Raw genomic sequence first — 23,432 nt, forward strand, 5'->3', positions numbered from 1 at the left:
CCTCTCCTATCTATTTGATGTTAACCAAATATATGAAATACACCATAAATTAAAGTAGAAATGATTGCTAACGTTAAACCTACGAGTGTTTCGTAAGGTAGCACTTTTAGACGTTCTTTAATTTCCATATTGACACTTCCACCTGTTGCATGGAAGAAGCTTCCATGCGGTAAGTGATCTAGAACAGTTGCACCCGCATGAATCATAGCAGCACCAGCAATAGCAGAAACACCCATACCTAAAATGGTTGAACTGAATACTTGGCTGGCTACAGCTGTACCGGCAGTCGTAGAAGCAGTGGCAGCAGACATGAAAATACCAGAAACCGGAGCAAGAACATAACCCGGAAGTCCAATTGCATTTAATCCTTCGATTAAAACATCTTTCAATCCAGAATTAGCAATAATTCCAGCTAGAGTACCTGTCCCAAGAAGCATAATCGCCACACCAGACATTTTTCCTAAGCCTGAAATAGCATAGTCGTTTACTTTTCTTCCTCTGCCCATTACAATGGCTCCCACAATACCTCCAACAGGTAAGGCAATCATCGGGTCGATACTAATATCGAACAACGGTCTTAAGGCCAATAAGATAATCGTTATAATAGGAGCAATAAGGGCTGCTGCGAATGAAGGAAGCTGTCCGCCATTATGTGTTTGAATTTCTTGCATTTGAACAGTTGAGCCTTTTTTCACAAGTTTTTTAGCAATTATATACGTTACGACAATTCCGAAAACGGCTGGAATAATTCCTGCAGCCATAATGGATGTTAATGGAACATTAAAAGCGTCTGAAGCAGCAATGGCATTTGGGTTTGGTGACATAATGTTACCTGCTTTACCTCCACCAACCATCGCTAGTAAAATAGCTGTTTTTGAAATTCCAGCTCTCTTCGCTATCGCTAGGGCAATTGGTGAAACCGTAATAACGGCAACGTCGATGAAAACACCAACTGTTGTTAAAATCATCGTAGCAATCGCTAAAGCAAGCAATGCTCTTGTTTCTCCTAACTTTTTTACAATCGTTTCAGCAATGACGGCTGCGGCACCTGATTCAATCAGAACTCCAGCTAAAACACCTGCAGCCAAAATTCGTAATACGGCAGGAATAATACCTTTAGCACCTTCCATCATTAATGTTACTGTATTGGTTATATCGACTCCTCCAACAAGACCACCGACTAACGCACCGGCAATCATTCCATAGGCAGGAGATACTTTCTTTAAAATTAGTACAATGGCAATAACTAGTGCAATCACTGCACCTAAAGCGCTTACTTGAATCTGTGGATCCATTTGTGAGTCCCTCCTTGATTATTGTACATTCATTGTAAGCGTTTCCTCTCCTAATTACATTGTTCCGTCCATCAAAAAAAGGCTTAAGAAAACTAAGCCTTTTTGTGCATATGCACAAAATCATCTAAGTTGGGATTGTAAAATAGACAGATAGAGCTCAAGTAAATCCTTAATATTACGAGGGTCTTTGTTTGTCAATTCTGATATCCGTTCTAAGCGGTATCTAAGGGTATTTCGGTGAATAAAGAGCCTTCCCGCCACTTTATTGACATCTCCATTTTCCTCAACATATACCATTAAAGTTTCCAACAATTCCCCTTTTTTATCTTGTTGTTTTAATTGTTGAAAATATGGACCAATCTCTCCCCCAATCCCAAGTTGGTTAGCTCGCGCAAGAAAAATGGGCAATTTATATTCATCAAAAAAATAAATGGTTTTATGAGGATCAAGTTTCTCCCCTACATTCAACGTATAGACTGCCTCTCGATAAGACTCGGAGAGCCCCTCTAAAGCTGGATGCCAGCTTCCAATGGCAATTTTGCAATGTACCCGTTGAAATTTTTCTAATCCAACAGCCCATTTTTCCATTTGGTTTACAGTTTGGGAATAATCCCATTCCTGTTCCGTCATACCCACTTTTTTTAATAGAACGATATGGTCCGGATGCATGACATATAAGTCGTCTTTTTCCAGTTTATCGCGAATCCATTTATACCCGTTGGATTGGTTTTCAACCGTTAGAATAATAGCAACTCGTGGAATAGCTAAGTTAATCCCGAGTCGTTTCATCCTTTCAAAATATAATGAATTTAATTTATCCGTTCCGTGCAGTAACTGGCTGGTTAATTCTTCCTTTAGTCTTTCATCCCACTGCATTTCATCGATGAGCACAGCTTGCTGAAGAATCATTTCTGCTGCCATTTTAACCAATTGTCCGTAGTTTCGAATCTCCTCGGGAATACCTGTAATCCCGATGACCCCTACTACTTTATCATGAAAGTTAATCGGCAAATTAATTCCCGCCTTAACCCCGTAAAGTTGTTGCGCCTCAGTTTCACTTATTTCAAAACCAGTTTGGCTCTCTATTACCCTAATGGCTCCTTCATGAATAGAATTTATCCTTTTTTGATCTCCTGAACCAATGATAACCCCTTTCTCATTCATGACATTAATATTTCGGTTTATAATACTCATTGTTCGATTCACAATTTCCTGAGCCAAGGATTGATCTAAAAATCTCATATAGACCCCTCTTTCAAACTATCCATGCCACAAAAAGGCTGGTATAAATATATCATTATTAGTAGAAGTAATACTAATTCAACTTCCATTTTAGCATCTAATTACCTAATTAATGAGAAAAACGGTCTTATTTGAGAATTTGCATGATGAAATTCGGAGTGATTATTTGATATAAAATAACCCTGAAACAAAGCATGGAAAAAATAAAACATATTGGTTGACATTATGGTGCTTTTATATAATAATAAACATTGTATTAGAATTATTCTAATTTAGTTATTAGTATTTGATGTAAACAATTCTCAAATTAATTTTAGGAGGAAATCACTATGTCATTAATCGGTAAAGAAGTACAAGCATTCACAGCAAACGCGTATCAAAACGGAGATTTCATCACAGTTTCAGAAGAAAACTTTAAAGGTAAATGGAGTGTAGTTTGCTTCTACCCAGCAGATTTCACATTCGTATGCCCTACTGAATTAGAAGACTTACAAAATGAATATGCAACATTAAAAGATCTAGGTGTAGAAGTTTACTCTGTATCAACTGATACTCACTTCACTCACAAAGCATGGCACGATCATTCACCAGCAATCAGCAAAATTGAATACATTATGATTGGTGACCCATCTCAAAAACTTACTCGCGCATTTGACGTACTTGACGAAGAAGAAGGTCTTGCACAACGCGGTACTTTCATCATCGATCCAGACGGCGTGGTACAAGCTATGGAAATTAATGCAGGCGGAATCGGCCGTGATGCAAGCACAATCGTTAACAAGATTAAAGCTGCTCAATATGTACGCAACAATCCAGGCGAAGTTTGCCCAGCTAAATGGCAAGAAGGTTCTGAAACACTTAAGCCAAGCCTTGACCTTGTAGGAAAAATTTAAGGAGTAGATAAAAAATGTTACTAGATGCAGATATAAAAGCTCAGTTATCCCAGTATCTTCAACTGATGGAAGGCGATATCCTTCTTAAAGTCAGCGCAGGAACCGATGACGTATCTCGCGACATGTTGCAGTTAATCGATGAATTGGCAACCATGTCTTCTAACATTAAGGTTGAAAAAACAGAACTAGAGAGAACTCCAAGCTTTAGTGTAAATCGTATCGGCGAAGACACTGGAGTAACGTTTGCTGGTATTCCTCTAGGACATGAATTTACTTCCTTAGTATTGGCTCTCTTGCAGGTTAGCGGAAGAGCACCAAAAGTAGAACAAAAAGTAATCGATCAAATTAAAGCCATCAAAGGTGAATATCACTTTGAATCTTATATCAGCCTGACTTGCCACAACTGTCCTGATGTTGTACAGGCCCTAAACTTAATGAGCATTCTCAACCCTGGTATTACCCATACCATGATTGACGGTGCAGCTTTCAAAGCTGAAGTGGAAAGCAAGAACATCTTGGCAGTTCCAACTGTTTTCCTAAATGGAGAATCGTTTGGAAGCGGTCGTATGACCATTGAGGAAATCCTCGCGAAAATGGGCACTGGTCCAGATGCAGCTGAGCTTTCTAATAAAGAGCCATACGATGTGCTTGTGGTCGGCGGTGGCCCAGCTGGTGCGAGTGCGGCGATCTATGCAGCACGTAAAGGTATTCGCACTGGTATTGTGGCGGAACGCTTTGGCGGCCAAGTTATGGACACGATGGGTATTGAGAACTTTATCGGTACGAAATACACAGAAGGTCCTAAGCTAGCTGCAAGCCTTGAAGAACATGTTAAAGACTATGGCGTCGATGTTCTAAACTTACAGCGTGCCAAACGTTTAGAAAAGAATGAGCTTGTTGAAATTGAACTCGAAAACGGTGCGGTTCTTAAGAGTAAAGCTGTTATCGTTTCAACAGGTGCCCGCTGGCGTAATGTTGGTGTCCCTGGTGAAGCAGAGTTCAAAAACAAAGGTGTAGCTTACTGCCCACACTGTGATGGTCCATTGTTTGCAGGAAAACGCGTTGCCGTTATTGGCGGTGGTAATTCCGGTATTGAGGCTGCTATTGACCTTGCAGGTATCGTAAAGCATGTAACAGTACTTGAGTTCGCAGCAGAGCTAAAGGCCGATTCAGTGCTTCAAAAACGTCTATACAGCCTGCCGAATGTAACTGTTATTCTAAATGCTCAAACAAAAGAAATTCACGGTACTGACAAAGTAAATGGTATCTCCTATATGGATCGTGAAACAGAAGAAGTTAAGCACATTGAATTAGAAGGTATTTTCGTTCAAATCGGTCTTGTGCCAAACACAGACTGGTTAGAGGGTACCCTTGAACGCACTCGCTTCGGTGAGATTATTGTGGACAAGCATGGTGCTACTAGCATTCCAGGAGTATATGCAGCTGGTGACTGTACAGATAGTGCTTATAAGCAAATCATTATTTCTATGGGATCCGGTGCAACTGCTGCATTAGGTGCATTTGATTACTTGATTCGAAATTAATCTCTCTATAAAAAAGTCGTTGTACTATCTTGACTGATAGTATAGCGGCTTTTTTTCTTTTTCCAGCTTTAACAGGCTGTATCTCTATTTCCACCTTCCCTTCCCCTCGCCTTCTAACAGAATAGTATTTTCAATTCTAAGACAACCTAATAATAGAGATAAATTTTCTTCGAGTGATCATGTAGCTGACCATATAGAGTCGTTGAAGGGAGATTGATCCGTGAAACTGTATCAAGTAAGAAAAGGACAATTTGTTTATTATAACAATGAGTTACACAAAGTATACGGTGTAAAACCTATGTATAAATTGTCCGTGCATTTAATTAAGCTAAGGGATTTAACTCAGCATATTACCAATGCTGCAAGCGTGGAAAAATACAGGCCTAAGGAAAATGACAGTTTTATTTTTAATCATAAAGCCTATACGCTCAAAAAAGAACGAAATGCTGAAGCAGGAGACTATATTTTAATAAACAATCCAATGCCCGATTCCCTTGATACCTATACATTAAATGAAATTGAATTGGTCGAAACGGCGGATAAAAAAGGAGTTATCACAAGTAATTCCCACGGGGTTAAACATAATGAGTATTTATTAATGGTACCGGGCCGCGCTGCCGGCGGTAATCCTATCGATTATAAAGACAAGGCAAATGATGAAGACGAGAGCATAAGTGACATCGGAGCCCTAGGTCCTGCATCCAGCGAACTACTGCCATCCTTAGGAGACATCTATAAAAAGAAAGACGCTGATTCTTTTTTTGAGGCAATGGTGATCGCAATTAAGGACCAAACCGTTTACCTTGGAGGAGGATTAGAGACCACTCAGGAAGAGTTGCTAAACAGTGAAAAGTGGGAATTTCTATATAACCTCCTTGATAAGTGATGTACTTTCAAAAACGTTACATAACACCGAGTTTTTACTAGGAGGTTTCTATGGACAGCAATAAGAATATGGGAAACAGTGTTTTTATTATTTCATTATTACTTACGCTCATTTTTATTATTTGGGGAGTATTTTTTACCGATAATCTCTCCAAAGTGACCGATATTTTCTATAATGGTTCGATTGATTACCTTGGGTGGGTGTATCTTGGCGCTACCCTCTTCTTTGTGATTTTTTCAATCTATTTATTGTTCTCTAAATATGGGGATATTCGGCTTGGTAAAAAAACAGACCGACCTGATTTTAACACCGCATCTTGGCTTGCCATGCTATTCGGTGCCGGGATGGGAATTGGAATTGTCTATTGGAGTGTCGCCGAACCTGTAACTCACTACACCTCCCCTCCTTATGGAGAAGGATATACCGTTGACGCAGCCAATACGGCTATGAAGTATACATTTTTCCATTGGGGCCTGGACCCATGGGCAATTTACACGGTAATTGGTCTAGCTCTTGCGTTTTTTCAATACAACAAAAGGCTGCCGGCAGCTATAAGTTCGGCATTCCATCCGATATTAGGGGATAAAATTTACGGGCCAATTGGAAAAACAATTGATATCCTGTCTATCTTTGCAACAGTCTTTGGTATCGCAACCTCTTTAGGTCTTGGTGCCATGCAGGTGACGGCCGGAATGCATGTCCTATTCGGTGTTCCCAATCAGTTATTTGTTCAAATGATTGTGATTGTCGTTGCGACAGTTATTTTTATTATTTCCATCAATACAGGTTTAGAAAGAGGGATTCAGTATTTATCCAATGCTGCGATGATCCTATCTTTAGCAATTATGCTGCTGATTCTAATCGTCGGTCCAACTCTGACTGTTATTAAAGTTTTTTTTAATACGACGGGTCTTTATGTTAGTGACTTTATACATATGAGCTTAAGGTTAAAACCCTTTGGTGAAGGAGAATGGATTGCCTCCTGGACGCTTTTTTATTGGGCCTGGTGGATTGCCTGGGCACCATTTGTCGGTATGTTTATTGCCAGGGTTTCAAAAGGAAGAACAGTAAGGGAATTTGTAATCGGCGTACTGGTTGTACCCACCCTCGGAACATGTCTCTGGATGTCCATATTTGGCGGCTCAGCACTTGAATTGGTGCTCAACTCAGACAACCATGACCTGGCAAAAAAGATCACCAAAGACGTTTCATTGTCAATCTTCACATTCTTTGATTATCTTCCATTAAGTTCAGTGTTAAGTATTTTGGGGTTTGCGGTAGTAGCAATTTATTATATAACAGTCGCCGATACAGCCACCTTTGTATTGGGGATGTTAAGTGAAGGAGGAACATTAAATCCCTCCAATAAAATTAAAATGACATGGGGTGTCATACAATCTGCTTTGGCTGCAGTATTGCTTTTGGCTGGCGGGTTGAACGTACTGCAAACGGCCTCCATTGCAGCTGCCCTGCCTTTTGCGATTATTCTGGTCGTGATGTGTTTCTCGCTAGTGAAAGGGTTAAAAAGCGAAGTCGAGGTACAAAGGGGCAATAAAAGAAGCGTGCACCATTCCTAAAAAATAAGAAAAACCACCTTTTATTTTCTTAAAGGTGGTTTCATTATGTATATTGATTATTTTAAAAGGATTTGTTTCCTTCACTTGAAAGATGGCTCCGCAGGTAGGACTCGAACCTACGACCGATCGGTTAACAGCCGATAGCTCTACCACTGAGCTACTGCGGAACAATGAAAATGTTAATTTTGCTGTTGCAAAAACTCTACTGATTATACTTTACAAAAAATCAATTATTATTCATAAAAAATCCTGGTGGGCCTAAATGGACTCGAACCATCGACCTCACGCTTATCAGGCGTGCGCTCTAACCAGCTGAGCTATAGGCCCTAAATTGGAGCGGGTGATGAGAATCGAACTCACAACATCAGCTTGGAAGGCTGAGGTTTTACCACTAAACTACACCCGCATATAAAAAATTGGAGGCAACACCCGGATTCGAACCGGGGATAAAGGTTTTGCAGACCTCTGCCTTACCACTTGGCTATGCTGCCTAAACTTTTAATGGGGCGACTGATGGGAATCGAACCCACGAATGCCTGAACCACAATCAGGTGCGTTAACCACTTCGCCACAATCGCCATAATAGTTATTTTAACCTTGACAAAGAAAATGGTGGAGGGGGACGGATTCGAACCGCCGAACCCCGAGGGAGCGGATTTACAGTCCGCCGCGTTTAGCCACTTCGCTACCCCTCCATAAAAAAAAAAAACGATGGCTCAGGACGGAATCGAACCGCCGACACAAGGATTTTCAGTCCTTTGCTCTACCGACTGAGCTACTGAGCCATACAATAATATAAAAAATGGCGGTCCGGACGGGACTCGAACCCGCGACCTCCTGCGTGACAGGCAGGCATTCTAACCAACTGAACTACCGGACCAATGATGTTAAAGGTACTTCTTGAAAGACAACTTGCATAAATGGCGGAGGAAGAGGGATTCGAACCCCCGCGCGGTTTAACCCGCCTGTCGGTTTTCAAGACCGATCCCTTCAGCCGGACTTGGGTATTCCTCCGAATAAGTGGAGCCTAGCGGGATCGAACCGCTGACCTCCTGCGTGCAAAGCAGGCGCTCTCCCAGCTGAGCTAAGGCCCCATTTTATTAATGTAATGGTTGACTGGTCGGGAAGACAGGATTCGAACCTGCGACCCCTTGGTCCCAAACCAAGTGCTCTACCAAGCTGAGCTACTTCCCGTAAAAAATGGCGCGCCCGAAAGGAGTCGAACCCATAACCTTCTGATCCGTAGTCAGACGCTCTATCCAATTGAGCTACGGGCGCAATATGATAATAACTGGTTAGCTTACAAAAATGGTGCCGAGGACCGGAATCGAACCGGTACGGTAGTCACCTACCGCAGGATTTTAAGTCCTGTGCGTCTGCCAGTTCCGCCACCCCGGCAATATTGGAGCGGAAGACGGGATTCGAACCCGCGACCCCCACCTTGGCAAGGTGGTGTTCTACCACTGAACTACTTCCGCAATCTAGAAGTTTATTTTATCTCGTTGAAAACCTTGAAAATAACTTGGTGCGGGTGAAGGGAGTCGAACCCCCACGCCTTGCGGCGCCAGATCCTAAGTCTGGTGCGTCTGCCAATTCCGCCACACCCGCATATGCAAAAATTATTTTACTACACAGGAAAGTTTTTCGCTAATGAGAGAAAACTTTGGTGAGCCATGAAGGACTCGAACCTTCGACCCTCTGATTAAAAGTCAGATGCTCTACCAACTGAGCTAATGGCTCGAAAAATTAGTTCTTATAAGAGAATCTAGTTCTATGAAGTAAGAAGCATGGTGCCGGCTAGAGGACTTGAACCCCCAACCTACTGATTACAAGTCAGTTGCTCTACCAATTGAGCTAAACCGGCTAGTTGTGAAATATTATTTTCATTAAGTGAAATATGGAAAGTTATTTTCGCGATAGTGAAAAAACTTTGATGGAGGATGACGGGATCGAACCGCCGACCCTCTGCTTGTAAGGCAGATGCTCTCCCAGCTGAGCTAATCCTCCATAATTTGAGCGTAATGAAAAAAATTTGGTGACCCCTACGGGATTCGAACCCGTGTTACCGCCGTGAAAGGGCGGTGTCTTAACCGCTTGACCAAGGGGCCATTCATAAACGCAAAATAAAAGCCCCAAAGGGGCAATGCCTGGCAACGTCCTACTCTCACAGGGACAAAGTCCCAACTACCATCGGCGCTGAGAAGCTTAACTTCCGTGTTCGGTATGGGAACGGGTGTGACCTTCTCGCCATTATTGCCAGACATTTTTTGAGGTTTCATTCCCTCAAAACTAGATAATTCAGAAGAAGTTTGTAAAAACGAGTTCACCTTAAATTGGTTAAGTCCTCGAACGATTAGTATCAGTCAGCTCCACACGTTACCGCGCTTCCACCTCTGACCTATCAACCTGATCATCTTTCAGGGTTCTTACTAGCTTGACGCTATGGGAAATCTCATCTTGAGGGGGGCTTCATGCTTAGATGCTTTCAGCACTTATCCCGTCCGCACATAGCTACCCAGCGATGCCTTTGGCAAGACAACTGGTACACCAGCGGTGCGTCCATCCCGGTCCTCTCGTACTAAGGACAGCTCCTCTCAAATTTCCTGCGCCCACGACGGATAGGGACCGAACTGTCTCACGACGTTCTGAACCCAGCTCGCGTACCGCTTTAATGGGCGAACAGCCCAACCCTTGGGACCGACTACAGCCCCAGGATGCGATGAGCCGACATCGAGGTGCCAAACCTCCCCGTCGATGTGGACTCTTGGGGGAGATAAGCCTGTTATCCCCGGGGTAGCTTTTATCCGTTGAGCGATGGCCCTTCCATGCGGAACCACCGGATCACTAAGCCCGACTTTCGTCCCTGCTCGACTTGTAGGTCTCGCAGTCAAGCTCCCTTGTGCCTTTACACTCTGCGAATGATTTCCAACCATTCTGAGGGAACCTTTGGGCGCCTCCGTTACTCTTTAGGAGGCGACCGCCCCAGTCAAACTGCCCACCTGACACTGTCTCCCACCCCGATGAGGGGTGCGGGTTAGAATTTCAATACAGCCAGGGTAGTATCCCACCGACGCCTCCACCGAAGCTGGCGCTCCGGTTTCTCAGGCTCCTACCTATCCTGTACAAGCTGTACCAAAATTCAATATCAGGCTACAGTAAAGCTCCACGGGGTCTTTCCGTCCTGTCGCGGGTAACCTGCATCTTCACAGGTACTATAATTTCACCGAGTCTCTCGTTGAGACAGTGCCCAGATCGTTACGCCTTTCGTGCGGGTCGGAACTTACCCGACAAGGAATTTCGCTACCTTAGGACCGTTATAGTTACGGCCGCCGTTTACTGGGGCTTCGATTCAGAGCTTCGCTTAGCAGCTAACCCCTCCTCTTAACCTTCCAGCACCGGGCAGGCGTCAGCCCCTATACTTCGCCTTGCGGCTTCGCAGAGACCTGTGTTTTTGCTAAACAGTCGCCTGGGCCTATTCACTGCGGCTCTTCGAGGCTATTCACCTCAAAAAGCACCCCTTCTCCCGAAGTTACGGGGTCATTTTGCCGAGTTCCTTAACGAGAGTTCTCTCGCTCACCTTAGGATTCTCTCCTCGCCTACCTGTGTCGGTTTGCGGTACGGGCACCTTTTATCTCGCTAGAGGCTTTTCTTGGCAGTGTGGAATCAGGAACTTCGGTACTATATTTCCCTCGGCATCACAGCTCAGCCTTAAGGTGAACGGATTTTCCTATTCACCAGCCTAACTGCTTACACGCACATATCCAGCAGTGCGCTTACCCTATCCTCCTGCGTCCCCCCATCACTCAAACGATAAAGAGGTGGTACAGGAATATCAACCTGTTGTCCATCGCCTACGCCTTTCGGCCTCGGCTTAGGTCCCGACTAACCCTGAGAGGACGAGCCTTCCTCAGGAAACCTTAGGCATACGGTGGATGGGATTCTCACCCATCTTTCGCTACTCATACCGGCATTCTCACTTCTAAGCGCTCCACCAGTCCTTACGGTCTAGCTTCAACGCCCTTAGAACGCTCTCCTACCACTGACACCAACGGTGTCAATCCACAGCTTCGGTGTTACGTTTAGCCCCGGTACATTTTCGGCGCAGAGTCACTCGACCAGTGAGCTATTACGCACTCTTTAAATGGTGGCTGCTTCTAAGCCAACATCCTGGTTGTCTAAGCAACTCCACATCCTTTTCCACTTAACGTAAACTTTGGGACCTTAGCTGGTGGTCTGGGCTGTTTCCCTTTTGACTACGGATCTTATCACTCGCAGTCTGACTCCCACGGATAAGTCTTTGGCATTCGGAGTTTGTCTGAATTCGGTAACCCGATGAGGGCCCCTAGTCCAAACAGTGCTCTACCTCCAAGACTCTTACAACGTGAGGCTAGCCCTAAAGCTATTTCGGAGAGAACCAGCTATCTCCAAGTTCGATTGGAATTTCTCCGCTACCCACACCTCATCCCCGCACTTTTCAACGTGCGTGGGTTCGGGCCTCCATCCAGTGTTACCTGGACTTCACCCTGGACATGGGTAGATCACCTGGTTTCGGGTCTACGACCACATACTCATTCGCCCTATTCAGACTCGCTTTCGCTGCGGCTCCGTCTCTTCAACTTAACCTTGCATGGGATCGTAACTCGCCGGTTCATTCTACAAAAGGCACGCCATCACCCATGAACGGGCTCTGACTACTTGTAGGCACACGGTTTCAGGATCTCTTTCACTCCCCTTCCGGGGTGCTTTTCACCTTTCCCTCACGGTACTGGTTCACTATCGGTCACTAGGGAGTATTTAGCCTTGGGAGATGGTCCTCCCAGCTTCCGACCGGATTTCACGTGTCCGGCCGTACTCAGGATCCACTCAGGAGGGAACGAAGTTTCAACTACAGGGTTTTTACCTTCTATGACGGACCTTTCCAGATCGCTTCATCTACCCCGTTCCTTTGTAACTCCATGTTGAGTGTCCTACAACCCCAAGAGGCAAGCCTCTTGGTTTGGGCTATGTCCCGTTTCGCTCGCCGCTACTCAGGGAATCGCGTTTGCTTTCTCTTCCTCCGGGTACTTAGATGTTTCAGTTCCCCGGGTCTGCCTTCAATACCCTATGTATTCAGGTAAAGATACTGTTCCATTACGAACAGTGGGTTCCCCCATTCGGAAATCTCCGGATCAAAGCTTACTTACAGCTCCCCGAAGCATATCGGTGTTAGTCCCGTCCTTCATCGGCTCCTAGTGCCAAGGCATCCACCGTGCGCCCTTTCTAACTTAACCTAAATGGTTATACTCTTAATAAATAAGAGAGAAAAACTAAAATGGCGATTCTCGGTTTTACTTTGACTTCTTCTTACGATTATCTAGTTTTCAAGGAACGAGTCTACTGACTTTAATCACATCGTGATTAACCAGCAATGTTTTGAGAGAATTGCACTCTCAAAACTAAACAAACAAGTAACAGTCAACTTCTTATCAGTCCACAAGGACTGCATTATCCTTAGAAAGGAGGTGATCCAGCCGCACCTTCCGATACGGCTACCTTGTTACGACTTCACCCCAATCATCTGTCCCACCTTAGGCGGCTGGCTCCTTGCGGTTACCCCACCGACTTCGGGTGTTACAAACTCTCGTGGTGTGACGGGCGGTGTGTACAAGGCCCGGGAACGTATTCACCGCGGCATGCTGATCCGCGATTACTAGCGATTCCGGCTTCATGCAGGCGAGTTGCAGCCTGCAATCCGAACTGAGAATGGTTTTATGGGATTGGCTAAACCTCGCGGTCTTGCAGCCCTTTGTACCATCCATTGTAGCACGTGTGTAGCCCAGGTCATAAGGGGCATGATGATTTGACGTCATCCCCACCTTCCTCCGGTTTGTCACCGGCAGTCACCTTAGAGTGCCCAACTGAATGCTGGCAACTAAGATCAAGGGTTGCGCTCGTTGCGGGACTTAACCCAACATCTCACGACACGAGCTGACGACAACCATGCACCACCTGTCACTCTGTCCCCCGAAGGGGAAAGTCCTATCTCTAGGAGTGTCAGAGGATGTCAAGACCTGGTAAGGTTCTTCGCGTTGCTTCGAATTAAACCACATGCTCCACCGCTTGTGCGGGCCCCCGTCAATTCCTTTGAGTTTCAGCCTTGCGGCCGTACTCCCCAGGCGGAGTGCTTAATGCGTTAGCTGCAGCACTAAAGGGCGGAAACCCTCTAACACTTAGCACTCATCGTTTACGGCGTGGACTACCAGGGTATCTAATCCTGTTTGCTCCCCACGCTTTCGCGCCTCAGCGTCAGTTACAGACCAGAAAGCCGCCTTCGCCACTGGTGTTCCTCCACATCTCTACGCATTTCACCGCTACACGTGGAATTCCGCTTTCCTCTTCTGTACTCAAGTCCCCCAGTTTCCAATGACCCTCCACGGTTGAGCCGTGGGCTTTCACATCAGACTTAAAGGACCGCCTGCGCGCGCTTTACGCCCAATAATTCCGGACAACGCTTGCCACCTACGTATTACCGCGGCTGCTGGCACGTAGTTAGCCGTGGCTTTCTGGTTAGGTACCGTCAAGGTACCGGCAGTTACTCCGGTACTTGTTCTTCCCTAACAACAGAGCTTTACGACCCGAAGGCCTTCATCGCTCACGCGGCGTTGCTCCGTCAGACTTTCGTCCATTGCGGAAGATTCCCTACTGCTGCCTCCCGTAGGAGTCTGGGCCGTGTCTCAGTCCCAGTGTGGCCGATCACCCTCTCAGGTCGGCTACGCATCGTCGCCTTGGTGAGCCGTTACCTCACCAACTAGCTAATGCGCCGCGGGCCCATCTGTAAGTGTCAGCGTAAACCGACTTTCAGCTTTTCCTCATGAGAGGAAAAGGATTATCCGGTATTAGCTCCGGTTTCCCGAAGTTATCCCAGTCTTACAGGCAGGTTGCCCACGTGTTACTCACCCGTCCGCCGCTAACCAAGAGGTGCAAGCACCTCAAGATTCGCTCGACTTGCATGTATTAGGCACGCCGCCAGCGTTCGTCCTGAGCCAGGATCAAACTCTCCAAGAAAGTTGATTAGCTCAAAAATGTTACGTTGGCTTAGCTTTATATAAAAAGCTAAAAAATTGTTTGTTGACGTTCTTGTTTGTTTAGTTTTCAAAGAGCAATTTAACTATGTCCTAAGCGACAGTGAAATTATCATATCGCATTTCTATCATTATGTCAATATAATAATTTAACTTTTTTTCGTTCTCACTTTTAACTAGTAAAGCTGGTGTTAAAAGCGACTCCCTTATAGTAACACCTTCGATTTACTTATGCAACAAAAAGTTTTCTTTTTTTCGGAATAACTTTTATTCAATCCTTTCGAAAGATAACATTGTCTATTAATGTCATAGTAACTACCTGAAGATGTTAGCAGTTCTCTGCACCATTATCAAAAAAACGTATATATGAAGAAAATCTATTAGTATATAATAAAATATACAATTGGTAGATATATCCTTCTCGTTATATCGTTTAATAGGATTAACAGGAATGATAGTTTCTTATTTAGAGAGGAAGTATTATATGATAGCTGAAATCTTTACCACGCTTTTTGATGTGATTTTACCGCTCTCTATACCTGTGATAGCAGGGGTCTTACTTTTTAGGTTTGGGAAACTGGAAATCAAGCCGCTTTTAAACTTTGCCTTATATTACATAACTCCATTTTTGATTTTTGATACATTAATGGAGGCACACCTTTCGCCCGAGGATGTCTATTTGACTTTAGCTTATTCTTTGCTAAATCTGATTTTACTTGCGGTTGCTGCCAATATTTTGGGGAAATTGCTCAAACTGCCTGCTAATGATATTGCTGGGTTAACCTTAATTTCCTCATTTACCAATTCAGTTAATTATGGAATCCCACTCACCTTGCTTGCTTTCGGACAACTTGGGCTTGAGAAAGCTGCCGTTTACATTGTAATGCAGATGGTCATGATGCATACGTTAGGAATCTTCTTTGCAGCACGCTCTCACTTTACAATAAAAAATGCGATTAAATCGGTGTTTGCCCTGCCGGCTATTTATGCAGTAGTGCTTGCCCTGGTGATGCGTACATTTGATTTAACCTTACCGGGTGGTCTGTCCACCGGAGTTTCCATGATTGCAGAAGCCTACCCGCCCATTGTTCTAGCAGTTTTAGGAGCACAGATGGCCAATGTAAAAACAGAAAGTATCAGCAGAAATACACGGATCACTTTTTGGACTGGGATGGGCATGAGGTTAATAATTGCACCGCTTATTGCTTTATTGTGTTTAACTCTATTAAGGATTGAAGGCATTATGTACTCTACTCTATTAGTATTATCGTGTATGCCCGTTGCAATCAACGCCGGCATTCTTGCGGAAAAATTTGATGCATCACCAAAATTGTTAACCAAAACGATTCTTTGGACTACTCTTTTGTCCTTTATTGTATTGCCAGTCTTGATTGTTTTGGTTAAGTAGAATCAAGAGAAACTGTCGATCACTGTGATGTTCCGCTGTCACCATACTGCAGCCTTCCCTTATTTACAAAGAGCCGGTTTGCTTTCAAATTGCAAACCGGCTCTATTATTATACCTGACTACTCCAAAATCTTCCTCAATTTGCTGCTAATCCATTTACTCGTCAACTCGTATAACTTCTTTAATAAATAAACAACGATTAAAGTAACAAATACAAAATATTCAGGAACTTCCATTACTCGAAATGGACTTATGGCATTACGCCAAGCGGTTTTCATATCAAAACCCAACATGAGGTCAATTCCAAAGGAAAAGCCAATTAATATAGCTAACATCGCTAAAGTAATTACAATTATCTTCATCTTATCACCTTGCAGTATATCATTCCTCATTTCGGATGAAAGTGTTCTGGTACTTTTTAGAAATCAGGAATACCTTTTCAATATTAGTGGAAAATAATAAAAAAGCAGGAAAGGTTTAGTGAGATGTCTCTATTTTCCCTATCAAAAAAAATGAAAAAATTAAAACTGCAAAAGAAACAAGCTCAACAGACCGACCAGCCTCAGCCTGTGAAAGCCATTCATAGTTCATTACAAGATCAAGTTGATTACATAAAAGAAAAAACAGGTAATAGCACAGATGTAAACATCCGAAAATTACAGCTCGGGGACGGTACAGTACCGAATGCAGCAGTTGTCTTTATAGAGGGAATTGCAGATAGCAAGGCAATTAATGATTTTATTATTGAATCCGTGATGAATCGTTCCGTTCACAATAGTCAGCCTATCTTTGAAATTCTTCTTGAGGATGTAGTGGCGCTTGGTGACGTTAAAGAAATTACAGATTGGGAGAACTTGTTCCTGTCTTTAATGTCCGGTGAGAGTATTATACTCGTGGATGGTTACCATAAAGCACTTAGTGCCAGCACCAGAGGCGGGGAGCAGCGTTCCATTCAAGAACCGAGCAGCCAAGTAACGGTTCGCGGACCGCGGGATGGTTTTACGGAATCCATCCGTACAAATACCGCATTGATTCGCAGACGTATTCAAAATCCAAATTTATGGATGGAAAATATGAAGATTGGCAGCGTCACGAAAACAGATGTTTCTATAATGTATATAAAAGGGATAGCAAAGGAAGATATTGTTGAAGAGGTCCGGAATCGATTAAAAAGGATTGAAATCGACAGTATTCTTGAATCGGGTTATATTGAACAACTTATCGAAGACCAGGCATTCACTACCTTTCCAACCCTGTATCATACGGAACGTCCTGATATGGTAGCCGGTAATCTCCTTGAAGGCAGGGTAGCGATTATTGTGAATGGAACACCTTTTGTCTTAATCGCACCAGCTGTGTTTATTCAATTTTTTCAGTCCGTAGAAGATTATTATGACCGTGCGGATATTGCAACAGCATTGAGATTTTTAAGGATTTTAATATTCTTTATCTCTATTATTGGTCCGGCTGCTTATATTGCAATTACAACGTTTCATCAGGAAATGATACCAACGCAACTGTTGATTGCGATCGCAGCCCAGAGGGAAACCGTACCCTTTCCAGCATTGGTCGAAGCCCTGATCATGGAAGTTTCTTTTGAAATCCTTCGTGAAGCAGGAGTAAGGATGCCTAGAGCTGTAGGTTCAGCCATTTCAATTGTTGGTGCGCTGGTTATTGGCCAAGCAGCCGTTCAGGCGGGGATTGTTTCTCCAGCTATGGTCATCGTTGTTGCGATTACTGCCATTGCAAATTTTGCAACTCCAGCTTTTGCAGTCGCCATTGCTGCCCGTCTTATTCGCTTTGGATTTATGTTTGCAGCCGCAACTTTCGGTTTTTACGGAATTATTTTAGGGATAATCGTACTCGCTGTACATTTATGCAGCCTTCGCTCATTTGGAGTACCCTATTTAACCCCAATGGCACCCCTTATCCTGGCAAACTTCGGTGATACAATCGTCCGTCTGCCATTGTGGGCGCAAAAGAAACGGCCAAGGCTATTTAGCAGTGAGATGGAGAATCGTGTAGGAGAGAACCAGAAACCACAACCTCCTGAAAGCAGGGGGATGGTCAACTCTGCAATAGAAAAAGGTGGCAAAGATGAAAGTTAAACAATTATGGTTTTTCCTAGTTTTTATCGTTAGTATCTTCCTTTTATCCGGTTGTTGGAGCAAAAAGGAGTTAACCGACTTGGCGATTGTTGCCGCCCTTGGTATAGACAAGAATGAAGAAGGCAGATATGTTGGCACCATGCAAATTATTAATCCAGGTAACGTAGCGAGCGGGCTGCAAGGCGGAGGTGGGAATCAAGGACCTCCCGTTTCCGTCGTAACCGGAACAGGAAATACAATAGCCGAGTTAAGCAGAAATACATCCCGTAAATTGTCAAGAAGACTGTATTATGCGCATACGAATTTGGTTGTCATAAGTGAAGATCTCGCTAAAAAAGAGTCCATTAGCAACATCCTTGATCCGCTAGAACGTGATGCGCAGTTTCGTAATACAGCTATCCTTGTCATCGCCCAGGAAAAGAAAGCTTCCGACATTGTTAAAGTGTTAACAGCAATAGATAAAATCCCATCAAATAAAGTAATCAAAACGTTAAAAATTACCGAAAAAACTTGGGGAGAAAATATCGCGGTTAATGTGCAAGAAGCCATTGAGACACTAGTCTCACCTGGGAAAGAATTGGTTGTTTCAGGGTTTCGTTTAAACGGAGATGTAACCAAGGGAACAAAGACCGAAAACACTCAGCAAACAGAACCCTCTTCGGCACTTTACGCAGGTAGCCTTGCGATATTTAAAAACGGTAAATTAACCGCTTGGATTGATGGTGAGGCAGCAAGAGGTTCTCTCTTCCTCCTCGACAAACTAAAGGCTTCTGCAATTGCCGTCAAGTGGAAAGGAAAAGAAGAGGCTATTTTATACGAATTAATCCGACAAAAAACCAAGGTATCGGCAAAAATGGAAAAAGGAACACCCCGGGTCACAATTGAAGTTCATGCAGAGGGCAATCTTGGTGAGGTAAGAGTGCAGACTGATACTAAAAACCCTGATGTTCTTTTAAACATAGAAAAAGCAATAGAAAAGGAAATAAAAAAAGAAATTAATCTGGCTGTAAAGCAAGCGCAGGAATATAAAGCAGATATTTTTGGTTTTGGCGACGCTCTTCATCGCACGAATCCAAAGGATTGGAAAAAAATGAAAGCGAATTGGAATGATGTTTATTTTCCAGAAGTTAAAACAGAGATTGTGGTAGACGCCTTTGTTCGTCGAACAGGTTTACGTAACAACCCACACCAAGTGAATAAGTAAAATGAAAAAGGATGAAAAGGAAGTGACAAAAGCATGGAAAAGGCAAAGATAAGCTTATACCAGCTTTTTGTCCTAATCTTGTTATTCGAACTAGGCAGTGCGATTTTGGTGCCTCTGGCAATTGACGCCAAACAAGACTCCTGGTTGGCTATTCTGTTTGGAATGGCAGCAGGTCTATTCTTATTCTGGATACATTACCGTTTATTTCTTTACTATCCAGAGTTAACACCCCCAGAATATATGCAAAAGCTGCTTGGAAAAATAGCAGGTACCCTCCTAGCCTTTTGTTATATTATTCTTTTTATGTATATAGCCGCCAGGGTCCTTCGTGATTTTGGAGAAATGCTCCTGACCTTTGCCTATCTTGAAACCCCTTTATTTATGGTAAATGCCTTATTGATGCTAGTTACGATTTATGCTGTTAGTAAGGGGATTGAGGTCGTGGCAAGAACAGGAGAATTATTTTTTGTTTCTATGTATTTTCTTGCGATAACCGGTTTTATACTAATTGTTTTCTCTGGGCTTATTGATGTAAATAATTTAAAACCTATACTAGAGGAAGGCATTTTTCCTGTTGCCAAAGTTTTTTTCACGCAAACCTTATTTTTTCCATTTGGTGAGACAATCGCTTTTTCGATGATTTTCCCTTATGTAACGAAAAGAAAAAGTGTACTAAAAGTGGGGTTATTCGCAATAGGACTGAGTGGAATTAATCTTGCGATTACCATGGCAATTAACATTGGAGTTTTGGGTGTAGACCTGACTTCCCGCTCTCAATTTCCGCTGTTAAGTACCATTCAAAGTATACAAGTAGCGGAATTTCTTGAACGTCTTGATGTTTTTTTTATGATCGCGACCGTCATCTCTATTTATTTTAAAGTTAGCATATATTTTTATGCTGCCGTTGCTGGTACTGCGGTCTTATTCAAGATTAAAGAACCTTCAAAGTTAACCTATCCGATGGGGATGGTTGTTTTATTCATGTCTGTGACCATCGCAAGCAGCTATGCGGAGCATTTAAAAGAAGGGTTGGAATTTGTTACTCGCTATTTACACCCTTTTCTTCTAATCATTATTCCCTTACTGCTCTTAGGAATTGCTTTTTTAAAGAACCGAAGAAATGGAAACACCGCAAATAGGACAAGGAGCTAACATACCTTGTCCTACTTTCTTAGACTATTGCTTCACTACTCTTCTTCTTTTTAAGGCAAAGAAGGTTGTTCCTGCCGCCACGAGACCAAGTCCCAACAATATCAAGTTAAAGCTATTTGTTGCTGTATTTGGCAGACTGCCTGATTTTTGCGTTTCTTTATCTGGAGTGGTACCATTTTCGGTTTCTTGCTTATCAGGAGTTGAACCATTTTCCGTTTCTTTATCTGGAGCAGATGGAGCATCTTCCCCATCTCCCACTGTTCCCTCACCTGGGTTTTCAGTATCCCCTGGAATAGGATTCTCTTCAACCGCAGCAGTGCGAACAACAGTAGTTCCATATATAAAGCTCTCGGAATTCTCACTTATTCCTAATATCTCAATCGTATACTCTGTATCAGCCTCAAGGTTGGTTAGAGTATAAGAAGAATCCGTTAAATCTATCGCTACTTCTTCCCCGTTCACTAGGACATAATAGATATAATCCTGTACGTCGTTTTCCGGAACTGGCAGCCAGCTAATTTTAATCGAATTCTCCGTTACCTCGCTGACGGAAATGTCGAGATATTCGTAAATGACCATGACCCCATTGTTTTTTAAAGTCTGAATCACAGATCGTGTTTCAGATCCTTCCGTTAAATCGAGTGGATTGTTCATGATTAATACGTATTGTAAATTCTCTAATTCCAGCAGACTTGAAATATCGTCAATGTCGTTATAGCCGATGTTAAGAAACTCAATCGGTAGATCCGCTAACGCACCAATGTCTTTTACCTTATTTCCCTGTAATGACAAAATGCTGAGCGATGAAAATTGAGATAGGATACTGATATCTGCTATTTCATTGCCATCAAGCATTAACGATTGCAGATTAGCTAAAGAAGCCAAACCAGAAATGTCTGACAGTTTATTATATCCTAACGATAAATGAGTTAAATTCGTTAACCCCGCGATTGGCGTAAGATTACGAACGGAGTTGTAATCTAATATTAATGCCTCAAGATTAACAGCTAACTCTAAACCATCAAGTACCTCAATTCCCCGTCCGCTTGCATCAAGACTAGTTAAAATGGTCAAATCACTCTCAAACAGGTCACGAGAATAAATATACAAGGCGTCACGTACCGCTTCTTCTAGAGCTTCGTCCTTAAATTGTATAACTTCTCCTGCTGGTACAGGCGGCGTCATCACATAGTTATAGGCGCTGCTCCAAACATTACCATCCTCATCTACAGCTTCAACCGAAATTTCATATTCAGTCAATGGGTCAAGACCCGTTATCTTATAACTATTCTCTTCTACTGGTATTTCTTTTACTAATTCACCATTAAGATAAAGATTATAGGAACTGATGAAATCAGCAACTCCAGGGAAACTAAACTCTAATTTAATCGAGGATTCTGTTACTTCCTTAATGAAGATTTCGCCGCTTTCTAACATCCACTCAACCGAAACACCAGCTGAGATAAGGTTCTTTAAAACCTCAAAATCATCGGAGCCTTTAGTAAAATCAAGACCTTCATTACCATATAACGACACATGAGCGAGTTTCGGTAATTCTTGCAGGATACCAATATCCTCGATTTGGTTAAATGCCAGAAGCAAAGTCTCAAGGTTTTGTAATTTTTTCAAATCATCAAGACTCGTAATCAAATTTCCATCTAGGTCCAAAAAGGTTAGATTCGTCAGATCTGCAAGCGGTGAGAGATCTTCAATCTGGTTGCCATAAGCCATAAGTTCAGTAAGATTTACAGCGAACTCAAGTCCTGTTAAATCACTTATATCTGAATAACTCGCATCCAGGTAAGTCAGCTTTTCCATATCATCTGTATAAATGTCACGATGTTGAATTTTCAATTGATTGCTGATCGCTTTCTTTAAGTTTTCATCAGCAAAATCAACCACTTCACCTGCTGGAGGAGCTGAGGTCATAACCTCTACGGTTACGTACTCACTTGTGCCGTCCTTGTAAACGTACTCTACTTTTACCTGGTAAGATGTTTCAGCCAATAAATCTGAAAACGTGAAAACAGTATTATATGGATCGGTAATTTCTTCTACAAGCTCGTCATTTAAATAGACATGGTATTTTTCTACTGCTTCGGGATCGACAGACTCACTCCAGCTGATTGAAATCGACTGCTCTGTTGTTCCTTCAACTTGTATGAACTTTTTTATAACAAGTTGTTCGTGAGGAAACACCAATTCAATTGGGGATGTTACATAATCACTTCCACTCTCAATCGTAAATGCCGCCGAAACCTCTTCTTCGGTTGAGTAGTTATATGTAACTAAATGATAGTTTCCTATAGGAAGGTTAATGTCTCGGGATTCAGTCTCGTAATCTACAAAAAAACCATCCTCATCCAAATAACCGTAATATCCAATTTCTGAACCATCATCACTATTGATTGAAAAATCAAATTCCCAAGGAATAGTACCTTGATCCGTAACCACTTTAATATTTGTCGTCACGGCTTCTGCCTCAGTGTCTACTAGTACATTACTTTGTGCCTCTGCGGCTTCTGCCTCAGTGTCCGCTAGTACATTACTTTGTGCCTCTGCGGCATGTCCCGTAAAAGTAAGTTCAATCGGTGCACTTACCACTTTTTCACCAGTAGATAAATATCCGGCGATTTCATATTTATATAGAGTATTTTTTTCAACATGCTGGTCTTCGTAAGAATACCGTGTCACATTGTCCTCGGTAGACTCATTTAATTTTACCGGCTCTATATCCAGTACTGCACCATTTTTTATTAATTGATAGTTTGTGAGTTCTTCTCCCTCGTTCACCACTTCCCAAACAAGAACAGTGGACTCATTTTTCTCTGTCACGTCCAGTAATTGTAACCCTGCCGCAGCATAAGTCTCTAAACTAGCAAACGGGCTAAACAAAGAAAATAAGAATACTAGAACGATAGACAGATTCGTCCATTTTCGATTACGCAAGCTGCACCCTCCTTAGGATAAAAGTTTTACTAACAAAATAATTATATCCTGTTATCCAAGAGATTTGATACAAAATTTTACTAATTTTTACATATTTCGTTATCCTAAATATAA

12 protein-coding genes, 19 tRNA genes and 3 rRNA genes are annotated in these 23,432 nt (G+C 42.8%); 8 read left to right on the plus strand and 26 right to left on the minus strand.

Features of this window, described 5'->3' with window-relative positions; translation table 11 throughout:
- Positions 1-20 precede the first annotated feature (20 nt).
- On the minus strand, positions 21-1,295 hold the full coding sequence (locus tag QNH29_RS27320; protein WP_283862395.1) for a GntP family permease: 1,275 nt from the start codon (positions 1,293-1,295) through the stop codon (positions 21-23).
- A gap of 120 nt (positions 1,296-1,415) precedes the next feature.
- Entirely contained in the window at positions 1,416-2,537 is a 1,122-nt protein-coding gene (locus QNH29_RS27325) for a sugar diacid recognition domain-containing protein (protein WP_283862396.1), read from the minus strand.
- Between the two features lie 329 nt (positions 2,538-2,866).
- Between QNH29_RS27325 and ahpC the strand changes: the two genes are divergently transcribed.
- The 4 genes from ahpC (at position 2,867) to QNH29_RS27345 (ending at position 7,437) form a co-directional block, all read left to right on the plus strand.
- Positions 2,867-3,430 carry an alkyl hydroperoxide reductase subunit C gene (gene ahpC / locus QNH29_RS27330; RefSeq protein ID WP_283862397.1) on the plus strand — a complete coding sequence of 188 codons (564 nt, stop codon included), beginning with the start codon at positions 2,867-2,869 and terminating at the stop codon, positions 3,428-3,430.
- Positions 3,431-3,444: 14 nt separating this feature from the next.
- Complete coding sequence (gene ahpF, locus QNH29_RS27335; RefSeq protein WP_283862398.1) at positions 3,445-4,974, plus strand: alkyl hydroperoxide reductase subunit F; 1,530 nt, start codon at positions 3,445-3,447, stop codon at positions 4,972-4,974.
- 220 nt (positions 4,975-5,194) lie between these two features.
- Entirely contained in the window at positions 5,195-5,860 is a 666-nt protein-coding gene (locus QNH29_RS27340) for a hypothetical protein (protein ID WP_283862399.1), read from the plus strand.
- A 50-nt stretch (positions 5,861-5,910) separates the two neighbouring features.
- Entirely contained in the window at positions 5,911-7,437 is a 1,527-nt protein-coding gene (locus tag QNH29_RS27345; protein ID WP_283862400.1) for a glycine betaine uptake BCCT transporter, read from the plus strand.
- Positions 7,438-7,529: 92 nt separating this feature from the next.
- Here QNH29_RS27345 and QNH29_RS27350 read toward each other — a convergent pair.
- The 22 genes from QNH29_RS27350 to QNH29_RS27455 all read right to left on the minus strand — a co-directional run bounded on the left by QNH29_RS27350 (position 7,530) and on the right by QNH29_RS27455 (position 14,481).
- Positions 7,530-7,604: transfer RNA gene (locus QNH29_RS27350), tRNA-Asn, on the minus strand.
- An 83-nt stretch (positions 7,605-7,687) separates the two neighbouring features.
- A tRNA-Ile gene (locus QNH29_RS27355) sits at positions 7,688-7,764 on the minus strand.
- A gap of 5 nt (positions 7,765-7,769) precedes the next feature.
- A tRNA-Gly gene (locus QNH29_RS27360) sits at positions 7,770-7,843 on the minus strand.
- An 11-nt stretch (positions 7,844-7,854) separates the two neighbouring features.
- A tRNA-Cys gene (locus QNH29_RS27365) sits at positions 7,855-7,928 on the minus strand.
- 11 nt (positions 7,929-7,939) lie between these two features.
- A tRNA-His gene (locus tag QNH29_RS27370) sits at positions 7,940-8,015 on the minus strand.
- 32 nt (positions 8,016-8,047) lie between these two features.
- A tRNA-Tyr gene (locus tag QNH29_RS27375) sits at positions 8,048-8,132 on the minus strand.
- Positions 8,133-8,149: 17 nt separating this feature from the next.
- Positions 8,150-8,222: transfer RNA gene (locus QNH29_RS27380), tRNA-Phe, on the minus strand.
- Between the two features lie 18 nt (positions 8,223-8,240).
- Positions 8,241-8,317, minus strand: a tRNA-Asp gene (locus QNH29_RS27385).
- A gap of 41 nt (positions 8,318-8,358) precedes the next feature.
- Positions 8,359-8,451: transfer RNA gene (locus QNH29_RS27390), tRNA-Ser, on the minus strand.
- 7 nt (positions 8,452-8,458) lie between these two features.
- Positions 8,459-8,531 (minus strand) — tRNA-Ala (locus QNH29_RS27395).
- Positions 8,532-8,554: 23 nt separating this feature from the next.
- Positions 8,555-8,631 (minus strand) — tRNA-Pro (locus QNH29_RS27400).
- A 7-nt stretch (positions 8,632-8,638) separates the two neighbouring features.
- Positions 8,639-8,715 (minus strand) — tRNA-Arg (locus tag QNH29_RS27405).
- Positions 8,716-8,746: 31 nt separating this feature from the next.
- Positions 8,747-8,835, minus strand: a tRNA-Leu gene (locus QNH29_RS27410).
- Between the two features lie 5 nt (positions 8,836-8,840).
- Positions 8,841-8,915 (minus strand) — tRNA-Gly (locus QNH29_RS27415).
- Positions 8,916-8,960: 45 nt separating this feature from the next.
- Positions 8,961-9,045: transfer RNA gene (locus QNH29_RS27420), tRNA-Leu, on the minus strand.
- 56 nt (positions 9,046-9,101) lie between these two features.
- Positions 9,102-9,177: transfer RNA gene (locus QNH29_RS27425), tRNA-Lys, on the minus strand.
- Positions 9,178-9,225: 48 nt separating this feature from the next.
- Positions 9,226-9,301, minus strand: a tRNA-Thr gene (locus QNH29_RS27430).
- 70 nt (positions 9,302-9,371) lie between these two features.
- Positions 9,372-9,444: transfer RNA gene (locus QNH29_RS27435), tRNA-Val, on the minus strand.
- Positions 9,445-9,470: 26 nt separating this feature from the next.
- Positions 9,471-9,545: transfer RNA gene (locus QNH29_RS27440), tRNA-Glu, on the minus strand.
- Positions 9,546-9,582: 37 nt separating this feature from the next.
- Positions 9,583-9,698: ribosomal RNA gene (gene rrf, locus QNH29_RS27445) — 5S ribosomal RNA — on the minus strand.
- 72 nt (positions 9,699-9,770) lie between these two features.
- A 23S ribosomal RNA gene (locus QNH29_RS27450) occupies positions 9,771-12,707 on the minus strand.
- A 224-nt stretch (positions 12,708-12,931) separates the two neighbouring features.
- A 16S ribosomal RNA gene (locus QNH29_RS27455) occupies positions 12,932-14,481 on the minus strand.
- Together the 16S, 23S and 5S rRNA genes with 19 tRNA genes alongside form the textbook arrangement of a ribosomal RNA operon.
- Positions 14,482-14,982: 501 nt before the next feature.
- Here QNH29_RS27455 and QNH29_RS27460 point away from each other — a divergent pair.
- Positions 14,983-15,906 carry an AEC family transporter gene (locus QNH29_RS27460; protein WP_283862401.1) on the plus strand — a complete coding sequence of 308 codons (924 nt, stop codon included), beginning with the start codon at positions 14,983-14,985 and terminating at the stop codon, positions 15,904-15,906.
- A 118-nt stretch (positions 15,907-16,024) separates the two neighbouring features.
- On the opposite strand, the gene QNH29_RS27465 is transcribed toward QNH29_RS27460, so the two are convergent.
- Positions 16,025-16,267: a YczF family membrane protein gene (locus QNH29_RS27465; RefSeq protein ID WP_283862402.1), complete on the minus strand. Its 243-nt coding sequence runs from the start codon at positions 16,265-16,267 to the stop codon at positions 16,025-16,027.
- A 123-nt stretch (positions 16,268-16,390) separates the two neighbouring features.
- On the opposite strand from QNH29_RS27465, the gene QNH29_RS27470 reads away from it, so the two are divergent.
- From QNH29_RS27470 to QNH29_RS27480, 3 genes are read left to right on the plus strand one after another with little or no spacing between them, the layout of a single operon-like run.
- Positions 16,391-18,013, plus strand: coding sequence for a spore germination protein (locus tag QNH29_RS27470; protein ID WP_481858763.1), 1,623 nt, complete (start codon positions 16,391-16,393; stop codon positions 18,011-18,013).
- On the plus strand, positions 18,003-19,217 hold the full coding sequence (locus QNH29_RS27475; protein ID WP_283862405.1) for a Ger(x)C family spore germination protein: 1,215 nt from the start codon (positions 18,003-18,005) through the stop codon (positions 19,215-19,217). Before QNH29_RS27470 ends, QNH29_RS27475 begins: the two co-directional genes overlap by 11 nt.
- A gap of 33 nt (positions 19,218-19,250) precedes the next feature.
- Complete coding sequence (locus tag QNH29_RS27480) at positions 19,251-20,369, plus strand: GerAB/ArcD/ProY family transporter (RefSeq protein ID WP_283862406.1); 1,119 nt, start codon at positions 19,251-19,253, stop codon at positions 20,367-20,369.
- A gap of 24 nt (positions 20,370-20,393) precedes the next feature.
- Here the strand turns inward: QNH29_RS27480 and QNH29_RS27485 are convergent, their stop codons facing one another.
- Positions 20,394-23,318, minus strand: coding sequence for a leucine-rich repeat domain-containing protein (locus QNH29_RS27485; protein ID WP_283862407.1), 2,925 nt, complete (start codon positions 23,316-23,318; stop codon positions 20,394-20,396).
- Positions 23,319-23,432 lie beyond the last annotated feature (114 nt).

This window comes from Neobacillus sp. DY30 (assembly GCF_030123065.1).
Taxonomy (GTDB): Bacteria; Bacillota; Bacilli; order Bacillales; family Cytobacillaceae; genus Neobacillus.